This window comes from Cryobacterium sp. MDB1-18-1 (assembly GCF_004402735.1).
Classification (GTDB): Bacteria; Actinomycetota; Actinomycetes; order Actinomycetales; family Microbacteriaceae; genus Cryobacterium; species Cryobacterium glucosi.
In genome coordinates this window covers 1-20,043 of sequence record NZ_SOFR01000032.1, presented here as the reverse complement: position 1 = coordinate 20,043, position 20,043 = coordinate 1, and the positions used below count along the sequence as shown (strand labels likewise).

The 20,043-nt window shown below is 65.5% G+C and carries 18 protein-coding genes; 7 read left to right on the top strand and 11 right to left on the bottom strand.

Annotated features, from left to right (window positions below):
• Positions 1 to 13: 13 nt before the first annotated feature.
• Positions 14 to 826 (bottom strand): gluconate 5-dehydrogenase, encoded by an 813-nt coding sequence (locus tag E3O50_RS07895; protein WP_134446325.1) that lies wholly within the window; start codon positions 824 to 826, stop codon positions 14 to 16.
• Between the two features lie 33 nt (positions 827 to 859).
• A complete protein-coding gene (locus E3O50_RS07890) occupies positions 860 to 1,960 on the bottom strand; it encodes a glycoside hydrolase family 88 protein (protein ID WP_134560816.1) in 1,101 nt (366 codons plus the stop codon).
• 165 nt (positions 1,961 to 2,125) lie between these two features.
• Here E3O50_RS07890 and E3O50_RS07885 point away from each other — a divergent pair, with 165 nt between their 5' ends.
• Positions 2,126 to 3,010 (top strand): AraC family transcriptional regulator, encoded by an 885-nt coding sequence (locus E3O50_RS07885; RefSeq protein WP_134446323.1) that lies wholly within the window; start codon positions 2,126 to 2,128, stop codon positions 3,008 to 3,010.
• On the opposite strand, the gene E3O50_RS07880 is transcribed toward E3O50_RS07885, so the two are convergent.
• Positions 2,983 to 3,828, bottom strand: coding sequence for a sugar phosphate isomerase/epimerase (locus E3O50_RS07880; RefSeq protein WP_134446322.1), 846 nt, complete (start codon positions 3,826 to 3,828; stop codon positions 2,983 to 2,985). The genes E3O50_RS07885 and E3O50_RS07880 overlap by 28 nt on opposite strands.
• Positions 3,829 to 3,963: 135 nt before the next feature.
• Between E3O50_RS07880 and E3O50_RS07875 the strand changes: the two genes are divergently transcribed.
• The 3 genes from E3O50_RS07875 (at position 3,964) to araA (ending at position 8,236) form a co-directional block, all read left to right on the top strand.
• Positions 3,964 to 4,995 (top strand): LacI family DNA-binding transcriptional regulator, encoded by a 1,032-nt coding sequence (locus tag E3O50_RS07875; RefSeq protein ID WP_134446321.1) that lies wholly within the window; start codon positions 3,964 to 3,966, stop codon positions 4,993 to 4,995.
• 83 nt (positions 4,996 to 5,078) lie between these two features.
• Entirely contained in the window at positions 5,079 to 6,719 is a 1,641-nt protein-coding gene (locus E3O50_RS07870; RefSeq protein WP_134560815.1) for an FGGY-family carbohydrate kinase, read from the top strand.
• Entirely contained in the window at positions 6,716 to 8,236 is a 1,521-nt protein-coding gene (gene araA, locus E3O50_RS07865) for an L-arabinose isomerase (protein WP_134446319.1), read from the top strand. The genes E3O50_RS07870 and araA overlap by 4 nt, the downstream gene beginning before the upstream one ends.
• A gap of 106 nt (positions 8,237 to 8,342) precedes the next feature.
• Here the strand turns inward: araA and E3O50_RS07860 are convergent, their stop codons facing one another.
• The 3 genes from E3O50_RS07860 to E3O50_RS07850 form a co-directional block, all read right to left on the bottom strand.
• A complete protein-coding gene (locus E3O50_RS07860; protein ID WP_134446318.1) occupies positions 8,343 to 8,915 on the bottom strand; it encodes a TetR/AcrR family transcriptional regulator in 573 nt (190 codons plus the stop codon).
• 3 nt (positions 8,916 to 8,918) lie between these two features.
• Entirely contained in the window at positions 8,919 to 9,320 is a 402-nt protein-coding gene (locus E3O50_RS07855; RefSeq protein ID WP_347233246.1) for a hypothetical protein, read from the bottom strand.
• Positions 9,321 to 9,479: 159 nt separating this feature from the next.
• Entirely contained in the window at positions 9,480 to 10,421 is a 942-nt protein-coding gene (locus E3O50_RS07850; protein ID WP_198417055.1) for a GlxA family transcriptional regulator, read from the bottom strand.
• A 163-nt stretch (positions 10,422 to 10,584) separates the two neighbouring features.
• On the opposite strand from E3O50_RS07850, the gene E3O50_RS07845 reads away from it, so the two are divergent.
• The 3 genes from E3O50_RS07845 to E3O50_RS07835 all read left to right on the top strand — a co-directional run bounded on the left by E3O50_RS07845 (position 10,585) and on the right by E3O50_RS07835 (position 14,583).
• Positions 10,585 to 11,535 (top strand): alpha/beta hydrolase, encoded by a 951-nt coding sequence (locus E3O50_RS07845; RefSeq protein ID WP_166790720.1) that lies wholly within the window; start codon positions 10,585 to 10,587, stop codon positions 11,533 to 11,535.
• Positions 11,536 to 11,558: 23 nt separating this feature from the next.
• Positions 11,559 to 12,845, top strand: a complete 1,287-nt coding sequence (locus E3O50_RS07840) for a DJ-1/PfpI family protein (protein WP_166787251.1) — start codon at positions 11,559 to 11,561, stop codon at positions 12,843 to 12,845.
• A 133-nt stretch (positions 12,846 to 12,978) separates the two neighbouring features.
• A complete protein-coding gene (locus tag E3O50_RS07835) occupies positions 12,979 to 14,583 on the top strand; it encodes a M1 family metallopeptidase (protein WP_134446314.1) in 1,605 nt (534 codons plus the stop codon).
• An 84-nt stretch (positions 14,584 to 14,667) separates the two neighbouring features.
• Here the strand turns inward: E3O50_RS07835 and E3O50_RS07830 are convergent, their stop codons facing one another.
• From E3O50_RS07830 to E3O50_RS07810, 5 genes are all read right to left on the bottom strand, one after another.
• The gene (locus tag E3O50_RS07830; RefSeq protein WP_134446313.1) at positions 14,668 to 15,390 is read right to left on the bottom strand and encodes a CE1759 family FMN reductase; all 723 of its coding nucleotides are present in this window, start codon (positions 15,388 to 15,390) and stop codon (positions 14,668 to 14,670) included.
• On the bottom strand, positions 15,387 to 15,863 hold the full coding sequence (locus E3O50_RS07825) for a MarR family transcriptional regulator (protein ID WP_241975547.1): 477 nt from the start codon (positions 15,861 to 15,863) through the stop codon (positions 15,387 to 15,389). The genes E3O50_RS07830 and E3O50_RS07825 overlap by 4 nt, the downstream gene beginning before the upstream one ends.
• On the bottom strand, positions 15,860 to 17,050 hold the full coding sequence (locus tag E3O50_RS07820) for a CE1758 family FMN-dependent luciferase-like monooxygenase (protein ID WP_134446312.1): 1,191 nt from the start codon (positions 17,048 to 17,050) through the stop codon (positions 15,860 to 15,862). Before E3O50_RS07820 ends, E3O50_RS07825 begins: the two co-directional genes overlap by 4 nt.
• A 240-nt stretch (positions 17,051 to 17,290) precedes the next feature.
• Positions 17,291 to 19,054, bottom strand: coding sequence for an oleate hydratase (locus E3O50_RS07815; RefSeq protein WP_134560813.1), 1,764 nt, complete (start codon positions 19,052 to 19,054; stop codon positions 17,291 to 17,293).
• 11 nt (positions 19,055 to 19,065) lie between these two features.
• Positions 19,066 to 19,749, bottom strand: a complete 684-nt coding sequence (locus E3O50_RS07810; protein WP_134560812.1) for a TetR/AcrR family transcriptional regulator — start codon at positions 19,747 to 19,749, stop codon at positions 19,066 to 19,068.
• Positions 19,750 to 20,043: the final 294 nt, after the last annotated feature.

Sequence of the window (20,043 nt, the reverse complement as noted above, 5' to 3'; positions counted from 1 at the left end):
GGGCAGTCCCGCGTTACTGAGGGGTTTTGCCGATGTAGGCGAGGATGCCGCCGTCGACATAGAGGACCAGCCCGTTGACGAAGTCGCTCGCGCCGGAGGCCAGGAACACGGCCGGCCCCATCAGGTCCTTGGGGGTTCCCCAGCGCGCGGCCGGGGTCCTTGCGATGATGAACTGGTCGAAGGGATGCCGGGAGCCATCGTCCTGGAGCTCACGGAGCGGGGCCGTCTGCGGCGTCGCGATGTAGCCAGGGCCGATGGCGTTGCACTGGATGTTGGCCTCGGCGAATTCGGAGCAGATGTTGCGGGTGAGCATCTTCAGGCCACCCTTGGCTGCGGCATAGGCCGACACGGTTTCGCGGCCGAGCTCGGACATCATCGAGCACATGTTGATGATCTTTCCGTGGCCGCTCTTGATCATTCCCGGCAGCACGGCCTTGGCGACGATGAACGGCCCGTTCAGGTCGACGTCGATCACCTGGCGGAAGTCGGCGACGCTCATCTCGAGCATCGGGACGCGCTTGATGATGCCGGCGTTGTTGACGAGGATGTCGATGGTGCCGACCTCGTCCTCGATCTGCTTGACCATCGCGACGATCGCGTCTTCGTCTGTGACGTCCGCGACATATCCGTGAGCCTCGATCCCGGCTTCCTTGTAGGCGGCGAGCCCCCGGTCCACGGCAGCCTGGTCGCGATCGTTGAAGGCGATCCGGGCGCCGGCTGCGGCATACGCCGAGGCGATTGCGAGCCCGATGCCGTAGCTCGCGCCGGTGATCAGGGCGACTTTTCCGCTCAGGGAGAAGCTCTCCGTGTCAAACTTTTCGGTCATTTTCTTACTCTTTTCGTGGAAGGCATGGTCGTCTCAGCAGAAGGAGACGAGATATTCGGCGAAGCACAGCACCGTGAGCGATTGGCCGTACGGCATCGCCGTCTGGTCGATGTTCTTGTAGAAGTCCAGGTCGTCACCCATCCCGGTTCCGACCGAGACGTTCTGGACTTCGCCCTCGTCGGTGATCCGGTCGTACAGTGCGGCGACGGCCTTCTCTGCCACGGCCGCATAACTCTTGTCGATGTAACGCTCATGCACCGCTTTGAGCAGCCCGTAGGCGATACCGGCGGTCGCGGACGACTCGAGGTAGGAGGTCGGGTCATCGAGCAGCGTGTGCCACATGCCGGACTCGTCCTGCAGCTCCGCGAGTGCGGAGACCTGGCTGTTCAGAATTTCGAGCAACCACTCCCGGATCGGGTCTCCGGGCTTGAGTCCCAGGGTGCCGATGAGTTCCGGAATGGCGATGGTGATCCAGCAGTTGCCACGAGCCCAGAGCGCGTCTGCGTAGTTGTCACGGCGCTCGAACGACCAGCCGTGGAACCAGAGGCCCGTCTTCTTGTCCATGAGGTACTGGGCGTGGATGAGGAACTGGTACTTGGCTTCCTCGATGTATTCCGGCCGGTCCAGGAGGCGACCGATCTTCGCGAGGGGCAGCACCGTCATCATCAAGGTGTCGTCCCAGAGCTGCTGGGAGTTCGGCCCGGCATAGGTCATGTGCTGCATGCCACCACCGTGCGTGCGCGGCATGTCGTGCATGGCCCATTGCGCCCACTGGTTGAGGTACGGGATGTACCTGCTGTCCTTGGTGTCCTCATACAGGCAGGCCATGGCGAGCAGCGGTGCCATCGTGTTGACGTTTTTCGGCGGAGCGCCCGCGGCGAGCGCGGTGTCGAACCACTCGCGGACGACATCCGCTGCCAGGGGGTTTCCGGTGATCCGGTAGTTCTTGTAGATCCCGTAGAGACCGACACCCTGGGGCCAATTCCAGACATTCCAGCTCTTGTCGTCGACGACGACATCACTGAAATGGAGTAAAAACTTACCTGACTCGTCCCTGATTGTGGTCAGGTTGGAGATCATGGCATCGATCTTTTGAACGATCTGCTCTCTGCTGACGGCAGTGTCTAGATGCATGGTTTCTCTTCACAATCTTCTTTGATTCCTTGTATTTGAAACGTTACAACCCAGGAATCCGTCCATATAGGCCCCGCGTTGTCGACCGTTGCTCAAAAACTGCCGTTTCTTGCAGGGGAGGCTGCGTGCCAGACTGTCGCCTGAGCTCACGGAGAGGAGGCGCCTATGGAGCCTCGCCGCGCAGTGATCGTGAACACGATGGTGTCCGGGCATTTCGAGCTCTACCACGTCGACAATGCCGTCCGTGAGCACGCAAACCTGCACTATCACGACTTCCACGAAATCAATTGCGTACTGAGCGGCACGGGTGTCTTCCGGCTCGGCGGAACCGAGTACTCCACGGAACCGGGAACCGTGACCTTCGTGCGGAGGAACGACCTGCACAACATCGTCAGGCAGTCCAGCGAGTACTACGAACGTGCGTACATCCACATTCGCGAGGAATTCCTCACGAGCCGTTCCTCTGAGAGCACCAACCTCAACCTCCTGTTCGCCAAGGACGGCACCCCGACCAGCCAGGTCATCCGGGTGGATGCCGACTGGTTGCGCGCACAGATCTCTCGCCTGGACGAGCCCGATCAGGAGGGCTTCGGCGCGGACCTCGTGCGGGAGAACCGGCTGATCGAGTTCCTGATCGAACTCAACAAGGCGGTCTTCGGCTCCGAGAACGCCGTCGTTCCCCACGACCTTCCCGTGTCAGCCCTCATCTCGGCGGTCATGGGCTACGTCGCCGACAACCTGGACGAGGATCTGTCACTCGATGCCGTCGCGGGCAGGTTCTTCATCAGTAAGTACTATCTGTCGCGCCAGTTCAAGACGAACACCGGACTCAATTTCCACCAGTACACGCTGAAGAAGCGGCTACTGCACAGCAAGGACCTCCTGAGCACGCACGGGAACGCCCTGGACGTCTATCGGATCGCCGGGTTCTCGTCGTACACGCACTTCCTCCGCTGCTTCAAGGATGAGTTCGGCATGACGACCAAGGAATTCATCCGCCGGAGTCGCAACCCCGAAGGCATTCACTTCGAGAATCCCGATTCCGTGTAGCGATCCACGGTCCTGGCAATCGCGTCGTTGACGGTTTCCTCCATGATGACGGCGAGACCGGGAGCGTGCGCGCCGATCGTGGCCAGAATCCGGGCGACCGGGAGGACCCCGTCGTCGATGTCGCAGCGGACGACGCGACCGTCCGAGAGGCGGTAGTCGTCGAGGTGGGCCGCGACGATGCGTCCCCCGAACCGTTCGAAGGCGTCGTTCGTCAATGCCGCAAGGTCGACGGGTTCGTTCGGGTCGAGCAGCGCCGTGGCGTCGAACACGATGCCGAGGAAGGGTGAGTCGACGTCGTCGAGGAGCTGCTCGACCCGATCGAGGTTGTAGATCGGGTGGTTGATGCCCGGCTCAATGGCGACGATGGTCCCCACGCGTTCGCCGAATTCCGCGAGCCGCCGAATCACCGTTGCGGCCTCCCGGTACGCCTCATCCGTGAAGTTCGCCCGGGTATAGGCAAAACCGTCCGCATTGACACTCCCCGTCTCGGTCGCCACCATCGGGGCACCGAAATGCCGGGCGTTGCGCAGGTAGGCCTCGAACTTCCGCAGGATCGCCTCCCGGCGATCGGCATCCGGATGAATGATGTTGTCGTAGCAGCCGAGCACGGCGATATCCACGCCCTGGGCGGCCATCACGCGGCGGAAGTATGCGCCCAGGCCGGGGTTGATGGCGCGGGCGCCGCTCAGTTCGGGGAAGGACCGGCCCAGGGCCAGTTGCACGTTGTGCACCCCGTATCCCGCCAGGCCACGCGCCAGCTCCTCGGGCGTTGACGCCCACGTCACGTCGTGTCCGCGAGCGCCGAAATTGATCGTCATGTCCCAACCTTTCACCGCGGTGGCCGACTCGCCGAACTGTACACCTCTGCCCGGGCGGGCCCCGACCTAGTCATCCGGGCGGAGGATAGCGGCCCCGTGACCAGCGCGACCCCCACGCACGGCGATAATCAGACCATGGACGCAGATCGAGACAACGAGGAGGCCAGACCGCGTGCCGCCAGCGTGTTCGATGTGGCCCGGGTCGCTGGAGTGTCGCACCAGACGGTTTCCCGCGTCCTGAATGATCACCCGAGCCTCCGCGCGGCCACGCGCCAGAAGGTGCTCGATGCCATGCGGGAGTTGAACTACCGGCCGAACGCCGCCGCCCGCGCGTTGTCCTCGAGCCGATCACGACTGATCGGAATTCTGTCGACCTCGAGTGGAGAGTACGGCCCTGCGACCATCGTCGCCGCCATCGGGGCGGCAGCGCGAAGTCGCGGCTACAGCGTGACGATCGCGAACGCGGACGGACTCGACCGGAGATCAGTGGATGACGCTCTCAGCCATCTGGCCGACCTCTCGGCAGAGGGGCTGATCGTGGTGGCCCCGCAGACCCAGGTGCTCGTCGCTCTCGAAGGCCTGACGATCCCGGTGCCGTATGTGACGCTGCAGACGGCAGCGGCGAGCGGGCTGCACGGCGGGATGCTGGACCAGATCCGGGGGGCCCGGCTGGCGACCTCACATCTCCTGGATCTCGGCCATCAGCGCGTGGGCCACATCGCCGGCCCGCCAGAGTGGCTCGACGCGCAACAGCGCCTGACCGGCTTCCAGGAGGAGCTTCGATCGCGCCAGCTGGATCCGCGATTCGTGGAGATCGGCGACTGGAGCGCCGCGTCAGGTCATCGTGCCGCCCGTGCGCTGATCGAACACGGCGTGACGGCCATTTTCTCCGGTAACGACCAGATGGCGCTCGGCGCCCTGAGCGCCGCGGTCTCCCTGGGGTTGACCGTGCCGGGGGATCTCAGCATCGTCGGCTTCGATGACGTTCCCGAGGCCGCGTACTACCAGCCCGCGCTGACGACCGTTCGGCAGGACCTGGCCGAAGCCGGGCGGCGCGCCGTGGCCCTTCTCCTCGGAGAAGCGGACGTGCGTCCTGCCGTCGGCCCTGAGCTCATCGAGCGGGCGTCCACCGGAGCCCCGCCGGAGCGGCCGCGACCCGAATACTGACGGTCGACATACGGGATGCCGATGTCGTAGACTTCATACGATCGTCAATGTGATCGATCACATGCGTAAGTCAAAGGAGTCTTGTGTCGACATCGAGTACCGTTTCCCCCGGTGATTCCGCACGAGACGACCTCCGTGCTGGGCGCCTCTCGCTCGGGATCGAACTGGGGTCGACCCGGATCAAGGCGTGCCTGATCGGCGACGACCCGTCCGAGGTGATCGCGGTCGGCAGTCACGAGTGGGACAACGAGTTCGTCGGACAGGTCTGGACCTATTCGCTCGAGAACGTGTGGTCTGGCTTGCAGGCGGCCTACGCCGACCTCATCGACAATGCCGAATCACGCTACGGCGTACGCCCGGACAGCTTCGCGGCGATCGGCGTCTCGGCCATGATGCACGGATACCTCGCGTTCGATGCGGCCGGCGACCTCCTCGCACCCTTCAGAACCTGGCGGAACACGACGACCGGCCCTGCTGCCGCGGAACTCACCGACCTGTTCGGCGTGAACATCCCGCTGCGCTGGTCCATTGCACATCTCCGTCAGGCGGTCCTCGACGACGAACCGCACGTCCCCGAGATCGCTTTTCTCACCACCCTTGCCGGTTATGTGCACTGGCGGCTCACGGGTCGGAAAGTCCTGGGAGTCGGCGACGCTTCGGGCATGTTCCCGATCGATGCGCTCACGAAGACCTACGACACTGAGCTCCTGGCGCGATACGACGGGCTCTCCGCGGCCGGCACCCCCGGTTCCCGCCTCGTCGACCTGCTGCCGGAGGTGCTCGTGGCGGGGCAGCCCGCAGGGGCCCTGACAGAACAGGGTGCCCGGCTTCTCGACCCGACCGGCACGCTCAAGCCCGGCGCGGCCCTCTGCCCGCCCGAGGGTGATGCCGGAACGGGAATGGTCGCGACCCGGTCCGTCGCCCCCCGCTCGGGCAATGTCAGTGCGGGCACGAGCATCTTCACCATGGTCGTGCTCGAACGGCCGCTCGAGAATGTGCACCACGAGCTCGACGTTGTCACGACTCCCGCCGGGGACCCCGTCGCGATGGTCCACTGCAACAACGGTGCGAGCGAACTCGCGACCTGGGTCGGCCTCTTCGCCCGGTTCGCCACGGTCGCCGGCCAGCCGCTCGCCAGCGACGCGGTCTTCGGCGCGCTGTTCCGCGAAGCACTCGAGGGCGAGGCGGACGCCGGTGGGCTGTTGGCCTACAACCACCTCGCGGGCGAGCCGATCGCCGGCCTCAGCGAGGGCAGACCCCTCGTCGTGCGCACGCCGGACAGCCGACTGACGCTCGCGAACTTCATGCGGGCCCAGCTTTACGGGGTCTTCGGCACGCTCAGCCTCGGGATGCGCGTCCTTGCCGACGAGGGCGTCGTGATGGAGGAGATGTTCGCCCACGGCGGCATGTTCCGCACCGCAGGGGTCGCCCAGCGATTCCTCGCCGGGGCGCTCGGCACCCCCGTCACCGTGACCGAAACGGCATCGGAAGGCGGCGCCTGGGGCATCGCAGTACTGGCGTCCTACCTGCGGGCCGCCGAGCACGGCCAGCACCTCGACGACTACCTCGCCGAACGGGTCTTCGCGAACACCGCGTTCGACACTGCCCAGCCCGATCCGACAGACGTCGCCGGATTCACGACCTACCTTGCGCGCTATTCCGACGGCCTCGCCGTCGAACGCATCGCCATTGAAGCACTCTCACTGAAGGAAAGCACCCTATGAGCAACCGCATCACTCCCGACCTTCGCTCCTACGAGGTCTGGTTCCTCACCGGAAGCCAGAACCTGTACGGCGAGGAGACCCTCCGTCAGGTGGCGGAGCAGTCGCGCGCCATCTCGGACACGCTAGCAGCAGCATCCGACATTCCGGTCACGATCGTGTGGAAGCCGGTGCTGAAGGATTCGGAGTCGATCAAGCGCGCGATCCTCGACGCGAACGCCGCCGACAACGTGATCGGCCTGATCGCGTGGATGCACACGTTCTCTCCCGCGAAGATGTGGATCTCCGGGCTCGACGCCCTCCAGAAGCCCCTGCTGCACTTCCACACCCAGGCGAACGTCGAACTGCCGTGGGCGGACATCGACATGGACTTCATGAATCTCAACCAGGCCGCACACGGCGACCGGGAGTTCGGTTACATCCAGACCCGCCTGGGCGTCGCCAGGAAGACCGTCGTCGGCCACGCCTCGAGCCCCGCCGTCACCGCGCAGATCGGCACCTGGACCCGTGCCGCCGCCGGCTGGGCTGCGACCAAGAGCCTCAAGCTCGCCCGGTTCGGCGACAACATGCGTTACGTCGCCGTCACCGAGGGTGACAAGACCGAGGCCGAGCTGCGGTTCGGCGTTCAGGTCAACACGTGGGGCGTCAACGAACTCGCGGAGGCCGTCGCCGCGGCCACGGAGGACCAGATCGACGCCCTCGTCGCCGAGTACGAGGAACTCTATGACGTCGCTCCGGAGCTGCGGGCGGGCGCCGAGCGTCACGAGTCGCTGCGCTACGGCGCAGCGATCGAGATCGGACTCCGGTCCTTCCTCGAAGCCGGCGGATTCGGTGCGTTCACCACGAGCTTCGAAGACCTCGGAGCCCTCCGCCAGCTCCCCGGCCTCGCCGTGCAGCGCCTGATGGCCGACGGCTACGGCTTCGGCGCCGAAGGCGACTGGAAGACGGCCATCCTCGTGCACGCCGCCAACGTCATGGGCTCAGGGCTCCCCGGAGGCGCCTCCCTGATGGAGGACTACACCTACGACCTGACCCCCGGGGCGGAAGTCATCCTGGGTGCCCACATGCTCGAGGTCAACCCGGCCCTGACGACCGCGAAGCCGACACTGGAGATCCACCCGCTCGGTATCGGCGGCCGGGAAGACCCCGTGCGCCTCGTGTTCACGGCCGATCCTGGACCCGCCGTCGTGGTCGCGATGAGCGACATGCGCGACCGGTTCCGCCTCGTCGCCAACGTCGTCGAAGTTGTCGAGCCCACAGAGCCGCTGCCGAAGCTGCCGGTCGGCCGCGCCGTCTGGAAGCCCGCACCGTCCTTCGCTGTCTCGGCGGCCGCCTGGCTCACCGCCGGTGCGGCGCACCACACCGTGATGTCGACCGCGGTCGGCCTCGAGGCCTTCACTGACTTCGCTGACATCGCGAAGACGGAGCTTCTCGTCATCGACGAGACGACCGACCTGCGGAGCTTCGAACAGGGGATCCGCTGGAACGCGGCGTACTACCGTCTGGCCCAGGGCCTCTGAACCTAGGAACCTGAGAACGGATCGCCTGGCCGCTTGCGGTCAGGCGATCCGTTCGTTAAGGGCGGCGCAGCCCACCAGCCCGGATCACGCGCTCTGGCCGGTCCGATCAGGCCGGGCGCACCGCGCGGAGCGTCGCGAGGATCGACTCCGGGTTGAAGGTCTCCGGGTTGCGGATCGCCTGGATCGAGGCACCCTGGACCAGGGCGACCACCGTCGCCGCGAGCTCGTCACCCTGGATACGGGTCCCGGCGGCGACCTCACGACAGACCGGCGAGAACGCCGCGAGGTAGCGTCCGAAGCTTGATTCGATGCGGGCGCGGAACAAGTCGTCACGTCGGGAGAAGTAGAAAGCGAAGATCAGTTCGACCGCATCGTGGTACTCCACCAGTCGCTCCAGCTCGACCCGGATCATCCGCTCCAGGCGGTCCCACGGCTCCAGCCGGGCCAGGCCGGAGTCGGACAGGGCGTCGAGCGTGCCGTCGAGCAGCACGCCGAGCAACGCCTCCAGCAGACCGTCTTTCGACTGGAAGTGGAAGAACACGAGGCCCGTCGAGATGCCGGCCGCGGTGGCCACCCGACGTGCGGTGACGGCATCGAGACCCTCGGCGAGGGCGATCTCATACGCCGCGGCAAGGATCGCGTCGCAGCGCTCCTGTTCGGGCTTCTTGGGGCCGCCCATCGATCAGGCGTCTTCCCCGGTGCGCCGGGAGGCGCGATACCGACGCAACGCGAGCCAGGCGCCAGAGGACCAGAGCGCCCACAACACCAGCACGGGCTGGAACAGCAGCCGGACGCTGCGCTCGAGATCGGTGTTCAGCCCGAAGGAATCGGTGTGCGTCGTTAGCTGCGAGATGTTTCCCGGGAAGATGACGACGAAGAACGCCGCTACGATCCAACCGACCTGCACCCGGTACCGGCCGAGGGCCAGCAGGGAAGCGCCGAGGACGATCTCGACGACGCCAGAAGCCAGGACGACGAAGTCCCCTGCGATCGGCAGCCAGGTGGGCACCTGGGCGAGGAAGGCCTCCCGGTTCACGGTGAGATGGCTGATGCCCGCGAGCAGGAGGAAGGCTCCCAGCGTCATCCTGAAGATGGTGCGAAGCACGGTCGTGCGCTTTTTCTGAGGTGCGAGAAGGTTCATGCTGCGGCTTTCGTCGGGAGAGGCCAGGGAGAAGCGATGCTCCGACTCTACATTGATCGCGCGGTCAATGACCACTCGGTCAACGTAAGCGACCTGGCACGGTCAGTCTGACCCGAAGTGATCTCGATGGTTGGTGGGGGTGATGTTGAGGCGGCGCCGGAACGCTCGATTCATGGTTTCAGGGGTGCCGAATCCGCATGCTCGCGCGATCTCCTCCACTGTCAGCGTCGTCGTCTCGAGAAGGCTGCACGCTGCCTCCATCCGTACCGCCTCGACATGCTCGGCCGGCGTGACGCCTACCTCGGACTTGAACACACGACTGAACTGGCGCTCCGAGAGGTGGGCGCGAGTAGCCATACCGGAGATGGAGAGATCGGCGGTGAGGTTGTCAGGGAGCCAGGCCAACACGTCACGGATGGGCTCGTCGTTCGCGGATTGTGCGGCCAGCAGCGCTGAGAACTGCGCCTGGCCGCCCGAGCGGCGGAGGTACACGACAAGGCGCCGCGCTACGGTCGCAGCGGCCTTGCGGCCATGGTCGTCGGCAACCAACGCCAAGGCCAGGTCGATTCCGGCCGTGACGCCGGCCGAGGTCCAGACGTTGCCGTCCTGCACATAGATGGCATCGGGGTCGACCGTGACCTCCGGGTAGGCCCGCCCAAGCACCTCGCACTCGGCCCAGTGGGTGGTCGCGCGGCGACCGTCCAGAAGGCCCGCGGCACCGAGCAGAAACGCGCCTGAGCACATGGATGCGACCCGCCGCGAGACCAACGCCAGCCGCCGGATGCTGTCGACCAGCCTCGGATCACCTGCGGCTTCCTCCATGTCCCGGCCTCCGGCGACCACGAGAGTGTCGATGTTTCCGGCCACTGCATCGATCGGTCCCGTCGCGAATTCGAGGCCGCTCGTCGATAGCACCGGCCCGCCATCGGTACTCACGAGTTCCGTGGCGTACCGAGCGATCGGCAGGAATCGTGAGGCGGTGGAAAACACCTCAAGAGGCCCGGTCACGTCGAGGATCTGCACGGACGGGAACCCGACGATCACGATGCGTGGTTCGCTCACTGTCTTCCTCCGTGGCCGAGATCGTCAACAGCGTGTCCTAGGTGGGCCGACAACCGAACCCTACCGTGAAGTCATACCCACAAACACGACGTGGGCGCGGCGAATCCGCGACTCCCCTACCTCCCGAATCCGAATGGAGCCTGACATGAACTTCCCCAGAATCGCACGCGCCGCCGGCATCGGCCTCGCTGTCGTCCTGGCTCTCACGGCCGTCTCGACGACCGTCAATGGGGCACTCAATACCTCGGAACACGCCGACCTCGTGCCGTATGGGGAAAAGGTCGCCATCGACGCCGGCGACATCAATGTCTACCGCAACGGCGGGACCGGGCCGACGATGGTGCTCCTCAGCGGGTATGGGACGCCGGCACCGGCAATCGACTTCGCCCCGCTCATCCGCCAGCTGAACGCGTTCAACGTCATCGTGGTCGAGGGCTTCGGCTACGGCTACAGCTACAGCGACCTCAACGTCAGCGATCGCACCGTCGAGAACATCACCCGCGAGCTGCACGAGGTCCTGGCCAAGCTTCGGGTAGATGAGCCGGTGATCCTGGTCGGCCATTCAGTCGGCGGCATCTACGCCCGCTTCTACGCGAACGCCTACCCGGACGAGGTGATGGCGATCGTTGGCGTCGACCCCACCCCCGCCCTGTCGTCGTCTCTTGATGAGGGTGCACCCTCGACCGTCGAGAGCATGCAGGCCGCGACCGGGCTCTTCCGCCTCGTCACGACGATCGCCCCCGACCTGGTTCAGCCTCCAGGGTCTGCCTATACGGCGGAGGAGCGGCACCGCATCGCCGTGATGACCAACTGGAACTACGGCAACGCGTCGGTCTCCGACGAATGGAGCCGCATCGGCGCCAACTCGACCAAAGCCGCGATGCAGCCGTTCGCCACGGACCTGCCGGTGCTCGAGATCCTCTCGAGCGACAGCGTTCGGACGATGCCCCAGTGGTTGCCGAACCACGAGGCCGAACTCGAGAACGTCACCACACACGAAATCACCGTGCTCGAAGGAAGCCACTACTTGCATTGGACACAGTCCCCGGCGCTTGCCCGGATCATCTCCGAGTTCCTTTCCCACCTCAGCCGCTAACCCCCGCTCACCAGGAGATCGTCGTGTCACGAATCGCCCGCCGAATCGGCAGCATCACACTCGCCACCACCCTCACTATCACCGCCTTCGCGGCCATCGCGGTCACCGGGTTGTCCCAATCGGGCGCTGAGACGGCCTCCGCGGCAAGCATCGGGGCGCCACCCCCTGGGCCTGGCGCCGTGCCGCTCCCTGGTCAGTTCGTCGTTGCGGTCGTTCTCGGCCGGTCCGGATCCGACACTGCCGACGTTCTCGCGCCCTATGACGTTCTGGCCAGTTCACCCGACTTCTTCGTCTACACGATTGCCGCCTCCGCCGCCCCGGCGGTCGTCGACGGCGGTATATGGGTCGTGCCGACCCACACTTTTGGCGAGGTGGCGGCGGGTGCCGCACCCACGCCTGACCTGGTCGTGGTGCCGGCCGTGAATAGTCCTGCCGGGCCCGAGGAGGCCGCGGCGCGCGAGTTCATCGTCAACCAGTACAACGCGGGCGCCCGCATCCTCGGAATTTGTGCGGGCTCCCGGCTGCTCGCCGCCTCCGGAGTCCTCGATGGGCTTCGCGCGACGTCCCATTGGTCCCGAATCGCCGCGCTCAGGACTTCGAACCCCGAAGTTTCCTGGGTCACCGGACAGCGCTACGTCCAGGACGGCCGCGTGACCACTACCGGTGGCGTGACCTCCGGCATCCCCGGCTCTCTCAAAGTCATCGCCGACATGGCAGGTGACACGGAAGCCAACCGGGTCGGCGAATCCATCGGCTACCCAGGCTGGAAATTGGGTGGCCCGACGGAGATGCCCGTCAAGAATTTTGGGTTCGAAGACGCTGCCTTCCTCATGAACACGGCCTTCCCGTGGGGGCGACCGAGGGTTGCCGTCGAGCTGAAAGACGGCGTCGAGGAGATCGATGCTGCTGCACTCTTCGAGGTCTATGGCTACTCGCAAGGTGCCACCACCTCCGCCCTGTCGGCGAAAGGGTTCGTCACGACCAAGCACGGCCTCGTCGTGAAGACCTCGGTTCTCGATGGCGCGACGAGCACGGTGGTTGCCGGCGAACTCGGTGCACCAGGAAGCCCGCAGGGCTTCGACGCCGCCTTCGAACAACTGTCGAGGAGCAGCAGTTCGTCGGTCGTCCAGTCCGTGTCCAAGATGATCGAGTACCCCCTCGATCGGGTCAGACAGGAGAGGGCACCGCTGATCGCGCAAGCACGCACTTCCCTGCTACTGGTTCTCGGCCTCCTGCTTGCGCTCGGCGTCGGAATGCTGCCCGCCATCATCCTCGGCTTCGTCCGACGCCGCAGGAGGGCTCTCGCCTGATATTCCACAGCGCGCCTGACGATGCACAGCCGGAGCGACCGGCCATTCCGGTGAATCACGCTAGCCGCTTGTGCGCGACCGAAGTAGGTTGACACGTGAGCGCCGCTGGTCCGTCCATCAAAGGAGATGTTCCGTGCAGTCATTCAGAAGGCTCCACACCGCCGCCGTCGCGGGGCTGTCCGTGCTGGCACTCACTTCCATCGGGGCGGGAAGCGCTGCGGCCCTCAGTACGCACCCGGGCACAGCAAGCACAGACGGCGTCGCCTACACGGCCGGGGCTCCCGGGAGCGGCGACCCGTACTTTCCTTACGACGGCAACGGCGGCTACGACGTGCTGCACTACGACCTCGCCCTGCGCTATGCGCCGCCGACGGACCCCGCTGCACTCGTGGGAAAGCTCAGTGGCGTCGCGACCATCACACTCCGCGCGAAGCAGAACCTGCAGTCGCTCAACTTCGATTTGCGCGGTCTCGACGTCACGTCGGTCCGCGTGGACGGCAAGGCGGCGGCGCACGGGAAATCGCCGGGCACCGGCAGCGCCGAGTGGTCACAGAAGCAGGACGACGCGAATCGGTACTGGGAGCTCACCGTCGGTCTGCTGCCGAAGCTCAGGGAGGGACAGTCCACAACGATCATCGTCGAGTACGGGGGAAGCACGGGGCGTCCGCTCGACACGACCGGGGCACTCTATGGGTGGGTCACGACTGCGGATGGCGCGATGGTGGTCAACGAGCCCGATGGAGCCTCGACCTGGTATCCCGTGAACGACGACCCTCAAGACAAGGCCACGTATTCGTTCCACATCACGGTGCCGGCCGGAAAGACGGCCATTGCGAATGGTCTGACCGACGGCCGGCCACGGACCAAAGCCGGGTGGACCACCTGGTCGTGGGAAGCTACGGACCCGATGTCCAGCTACCTGTCGACGGCAACGGTCGGCGACTTCACCCTGGCCACCGATAAGGGCCCACACGGACTCCCGATCGTCAATGCCATCGACACCGGCGTAACGGGCCCGGGCCTCGCGGAGACGAAGGCGTCACTCGCGCTTCAGCCCCAGATGATCGCCTTCCTCGAGGGCACGTTCGGGCGGTACCCGTTCGAGTCGTTCGGCGCGATTGTCGACGACGATTCAGTCGACTACGCCCTGGAGACTCAAACCCGGCCCGTCTACTCACAGGTCGCGGACGAATCCACAGTGGTCCATGAACTCGGACACCAATGGTTCGGCGATTCGGTGACGCCCTCCGATTGGAAGGACATCTGGCTCAACGAAGGCTGGGCCACCTACATCGAATGGCTGTGGGCTGAACATCAAGGCACCGCAACGATTCCTGCGCAGTTTGCCGACGCGGTGTCATACCTGGACGCGAACAACGGCTGGACGCTCAACATCGCAGACCCCGGTCGCGACGAACTCTTCGCGGCACCGGTGTACCTGCGGGGAGCGGCCGCACTGCAGGCGTTGCGCGCGAAGGTCGGCGACAAGGCGTTCTTCGCGGGCGCCCGCTTGTGGTTGAACCGGTACAAGGGCTCCACGGCGACCACGGCAGACTTCGAAGCCGTGATGGAGAAGACGTCAGGCCAATCGCTCACCACCTTCTTCAACGAGTGGCTGCGTCAAGGCGTCCGCCCGGCAACGGCGCAACTGCAGGCAGAGCCCTCGGCGGGCCCGAACAACGCGTACCAGGGGCCCGCCGCATCCGACCTCAAGAATGGTCACAAAGACGCTCGTTGACCAACGAGAGTGATTCCTCGCCCTGACCCTATCCGTGCGCCGGTGCCGCGTAGTGCTCTCGGCGCGCGTCACGGGCGCACGCCGTCAGCTGCGTGCCGCGATTGAGCTGCCGCCGGTCGCGAGGCGCATCAGGTCGGTGTCGAAATTGAACTCGGCAGCAGCTCCATCGGGGCGGGCATTGCTGCCGAAGGAATGCTGATACTTGTCCCAGATCTTGCCGGTGATGGCGGCGCTGATGCCGGTCGCGATCATGGCGGACAGTTCGTTCGCCGCCCGTTCGATCCTGCCGAGCAGAGAGGGGTCTGCCCAGTCCTCCGGTGCTGCGAAGACCGAGGTCGGCGTCGTGAGCGATCGCATGAACGCGAACAGGGAGCGCAGCTGGTCGTCGATGACGAGGGCGTGGCGCGCCGTGCCCGCTGTTGCGGAGAGCACGAGGGGCTTGGCGATCAGGAGGTCGTTGTCGAGGATGTCAACGAACGACTTGAGCAGGCCACTCATCCCGGCCTTGTAGACAGGCGTGGCCACGATCACTCCGTCGGCAGCGGCGAGCTGGTGCACGGCGTCGAGGAGCTTGCCCTCGGGAAACCCGGACACGATGGCGTGCGCGACCTCCCCGGCGAGTGGGCCGAGATCGATCAGCCTGACCGATGCCGGGATGCCCTGGGCACCAAGTTGATCGATGGTCTTCTGCGCAATCCGATCTGCGAGCATCCGTGACGAGGAAGGGTCGCTGGTGCCTGCGTTGACGATGACGATGCGCCGCGGCTCATCAGGGGTATCGGAGAGGTTCTGGGCTGTGGTGCTCATGCGTGGATTCGCGGGCTTTCGTGGTCGGTGTGCGTGGGGTGGATCACGGACGTGATCGTGCGCGAGATGTCGCGCAGCTGCTCCAGCTGCTCGCGGCTGAGGGCTCGGGTCATGGTTGATGTGATGGCCGACGCGTGGCGACGGCCGACGACTTTCTGAATGCGGGCGCCTTCGGGTGTGAGGATCATCCGGACGGCCCGGCGATCGTGATCGTCCGCGCAGCGTTCGAGAAGTCCGCGTGTCTCGAGTCGGGCGACGAGGCGGGAGATGCCGGCCTGGGTCATCAGGATGCCGCGGTTGATCTCGACCATGCTCATCCCGTTGGCCGACTTGGACAGGGTATAGAGCACGTCGTATTCGTTCTGGGAGACCTCGATCCAGACGTCGTCTGCGCCGAATGTGCGGAGGAGCGCCACCTGGGCCCGAAACATCGCTTCCCAGGCTTCGTTGGCCAACCGGGTCTCGCTGCTCACAGCAGCACAGGGTAGTTGGCGGGACGCTCGGGGTCGCTGTCCTGGTAGGGCGACGTGCCGGTGACGTTGTCGCCGCGGTTGGCGTTCGGGCGGGGCTGGCGCGGTTCGGCATCGCCGTACTTCGCCCGGACCCGGCTCTCGTGGGTGGGCGCCTCTGCGGCGCCGGGAGACCGGCGTGCGGCCATTTCCTTGCGGAGCACGGGGACGACTTCGGAACCGAGGAGTTCGAGCTGGTCGAGCACCATCCCCAACGGGAGCCCGGCGTGGTCCATCAGCCACAACTGGCGCTGGTAGTCGCCGAACATGTCACGGAACTCGAGCGTCTTGTCGATGATCTGCTGCGGGCTGCCGACACTGAGCGGTGAAGCCTCGGCCCACTGCTCGAGGGAGTTGCTGTGATCGTAGACGGGAGCGCTGTTGAAGTAGGGACGGTAGGCGTCGAAGGCGTCCTGGGAGCGGTGGGCGATGAAGGCCTGACCGCCGAGACCGACGATGGCCTGTTCCTCCGTGCCGTGGCCGTAGTGGGCGAAGCGCTTGCGGTAGAAGTCGACGAGCGGCTTGAAATGGCCGTTGGGCGCGAACAGGTTGTTCGCGAAGAAGCCATTGCCGTAGTACGCCGCCTGCTCCGCGATCTCGGGGGTGCGAATGGAGCCGTGCCAGACGAACGGGGCCACGTCATCCAGAGGCCGCGGGGTCGAGGTGAATCCCTGGAGCGGAGTGCGGAACGTTCCCTCCCAGTCGACGACGTCCTCGGACCACAGGCGGTGCAACAGGTTGTAGTTTTCCAGGGCAAGCGGCAATCCCTGACGAATGTCCTTGCCGAACCACGGGTAGACGGGGACGGTGTTGCCGCGGCCGAGGGTGATGTCCAGACGGCCCTTGGCCAGATGCTGGGCCATCGCGTATTCCTCGGCGATGCGCACCGGGTCGTTGGTCGTGATCAGGGTCGTCGACGTCGACAGGATGATCCGGTGGGTGAGCGCCGCGATGTGAGCGAGCAGGGTCACGGGCGATGAGGAGAAGAACGGGGCGTTGTGGTGCTCGCCCATCGCGAAGACGTCGAGGCCGACTTCCTCAGCCTTGACGGCGATCTTCACCGACGCATCGATGCGCTCGGCCTCGCTGGGCGTGTATCCGGTGGTGGGATCCTGGGTGATATCGCTGACCGCGAAGATGCCGAACTGCATCGTCGGTTCCTTTCCTCTGCCCGGGGAGCCGAGCGGCTTGACTGCATGACTGGTTATGTATGTTCTGCGTAACGATGACTGTAACCGCTCATCCGCCAAATACATTCCCAGTTGTGTATCTTGGGTGCGCACGGACCGGCTGAACAACGAACTCGTGCTCGTCAATGAGCCCCAGATCGGCCAACGCGACGGGGCCCGGGACGTCGTGTCCCGGGCCCCGCGCATGGTTCGCCGGCTCGGTCAGGTCAGCAGGCCGTACTCCTTCAGCAGCTCGCCGATCTCGGTGTTCTTGATCTGCTTCATCAGCAGATCACGGACCATGGCTGGGCCGGGCACCTCGATCTCCTTACCGTCACGCAGCAGGCTGGCGGCGGCGAGCAGCGTACGCACGTCGTAGGTGGAGTTGAAGACCTCCGGCACGCCTCTGTCGATGCCGAGCAGTTGGTAGGTCGCCTCCATCGCGGTGCGCACCGAGTACTCGATGGTGAAGATCGTGTCCCGGGAGGGTGTCTCGGCGAACTGGCCGAGGAACGCGAAGTTGACGGCGCCGGCCGGGACCACGTCGGGCCGGTCACCCGCCTGCCGGGGCATGAAGAACGCCGTGACGTAGGGCATCATCACCGGCACGCAGGTGGCACCATTCGCCGCGAGCTCGGGGATGTCGGCCACGGGGACACCCATGTGGTAAAGCCACTCCTGGGTGATCTCCTCGCCGGTGCACTCCTGCATCGACTTCTTCACGTAGTCGCCGGGGACGTCGACCAACAGCGAGTACACCCAGACCACGATCTGGTCCTCGGGTTGCTTCTTGAAGTGCGGCTGGCGGTTGACTGTCCAGCTGAGCAGCCAGGCGGAGTCCTGGGCCGTGACGATCCCTCCGGTGACGGTCTTGCCGCCGAACGGCGAACGCTTGGCGATCTTCTCGATGTAGGCGGGGATGCGCGTGTCGAGCGTGGTGACGGTGGCCGACTGCCACTTGCTCTCCTGGATGTGTGCGCCGAACACGTCCGGGTGCCCGAATGACGGGTCCTTGGCGGCCAACCGCCGCCAGAGGTCCCAGGCCGGGGCCGGTCCCTCGTCGAGCTTCGCCGCGGTGTGCTGGTCGCCGTTGTCGGAGTTCTCGGTGAGAGAGCCGATGGTGGCGAGCACCAGGTCGTTCTCGCCGAGCTCGACGCCACCGACGACACCCTCGCGGATCCAGTGGATCGCGGTGGCCTGCTTTCGGTCGGCCGTGATCGCGAAGTCGATGTCGGTGACCTCGGTGTCGAACTGGAACGTCACTCCCTGGTCGAGCAGCCATCGGTACAGCGGCAGCACCATCGACTCGTACTGGTTGTACTTGAAGAACCGCACGTTGGCGAAGTCCGGCATGCCGCTGATGTGGTGGACGAAGCGGTGCACGTACAACTTCATCTCCAGCGCAGAGTGCCACTCCTCGAAGGCGAACATGGTGCGCCAGTACATCCAGAAGTTGCTGGCGAAGAACTCCGTGCCGAAGACCTCGTTGATCCGCTTGTTCTCCAGCGACTCACGGGTGGCCAGGAAGAGCCCGGTGAGCTCCTTCTGCGCCTGCTTCGAGAGAGTGAAGAGGGTGCCGGTGCCGGCGTCCTTGCCCTGCTCGACGGTGGCCCGCTGCAGCGAGAAGTTCGGGTCGTCCTTGTTCAGCCAGTAGAACTCGTCGAGCACAGAAGCGCCGTCGACCTCGATCGAGGGGATCGAGCGGTACAGGTCCCACAGGCACTCGTAGTGGTCGTCCACCTCACGGCCGCCGCGGATCACGAAGCCCTTCTTGGGCTCATCGATCCCGTCCAGAGCCCCGCCGGGCAGCTTCAGCCGTTCGAGGATGGTGATCTTCGACCCGTCCATCTGTCCGTCGCGGATCATGAACGCCGCCGAGGCCATCGACGCCAGGCCGGCGCCGACGAACCACGCGGTCTTGTTCTCGACCCCTTCAGGCTTGCGGGGACGCGCGAACGCCTCCATAGTGCCGCTGCTGTAATACATAGTCAGTCTCCTTAGTATGTTTCGATGGTTGATGGCAACGTGGCGAGGAAGCCGCGCACGATCTGCGTGACCTGCCCGCGAAGCTCTTCGATGGGGTCCGCTCCGGGATGCGCGCCCGTGGACGGCCCAGCGAGCAGGAGCGACAGCGCCGCGAAGACTGTGCGGGCGGCGCGCTGTCCCTCGCGCAGGACCGGCTCGCCATCGACCCCGGCTGACCGGGCCGCCGTAGCGAGGCGGGACGCGATCGCGTCCTCGAGCTCGCCGACGAGCGCGAGGCCCGCGGTCCGGTGCTCGTCGGTGGCCGAACCGAACAGCAGCTCACGCTGGTAGGCGACGACGGTGGCAGGGTTGCACGCCGAGCTCTCCAGCACGGCCTGGACGAGCGCGTTCACCGATTCGACCGGGTCTGCGGCCACGGCCGCGGCCCGCACGCCGGTGTTGATCGCATCGCGCAGTTCGCCGTTGTAGACCATGAGCAGCAGCTCAGCCTTGGACGAGGCGTACCGGAACACCGTGCCGACAGCCACGTCGGCGCGTTCGGCGATCTCCTGCGTCCCCACCGCGTCGAACCCGCGCTCGGCGAAGAGAGCGGCTGCGGCCGCGAAGATCCGCAACTGCTTGTCCTGCATGCTTCGTTCGCGGCGGCCTCGGAAAGGGGTGCGTTTCGCGTCCGTGTACTCCGGCAGACCGGCCATGACGCCTCCAATGAGTTGACTCATTAATGACTACGCTCATTTATGCGCGGGCGCAACTCCGCGCCGGACCCCCAGCGCCCCGATGTCGCCCACTGAAGCCGGCGCGAGACGCCCCCGGCCCCAGCATTCACACCGAACCGGAGCCCCACCCCTGCGAGGAGAAGGGACCACCACAGTGCAGAGTGGGCCTTGGTTGGTCACGTCCCGCTGAGTGGTGGAGTTTCTCAACACCGTGCGGGTCAGTTGTTCTAGCTTAGGCGGCGGCGAGTTCTGGGAGGATCACCGCCTCGTCGA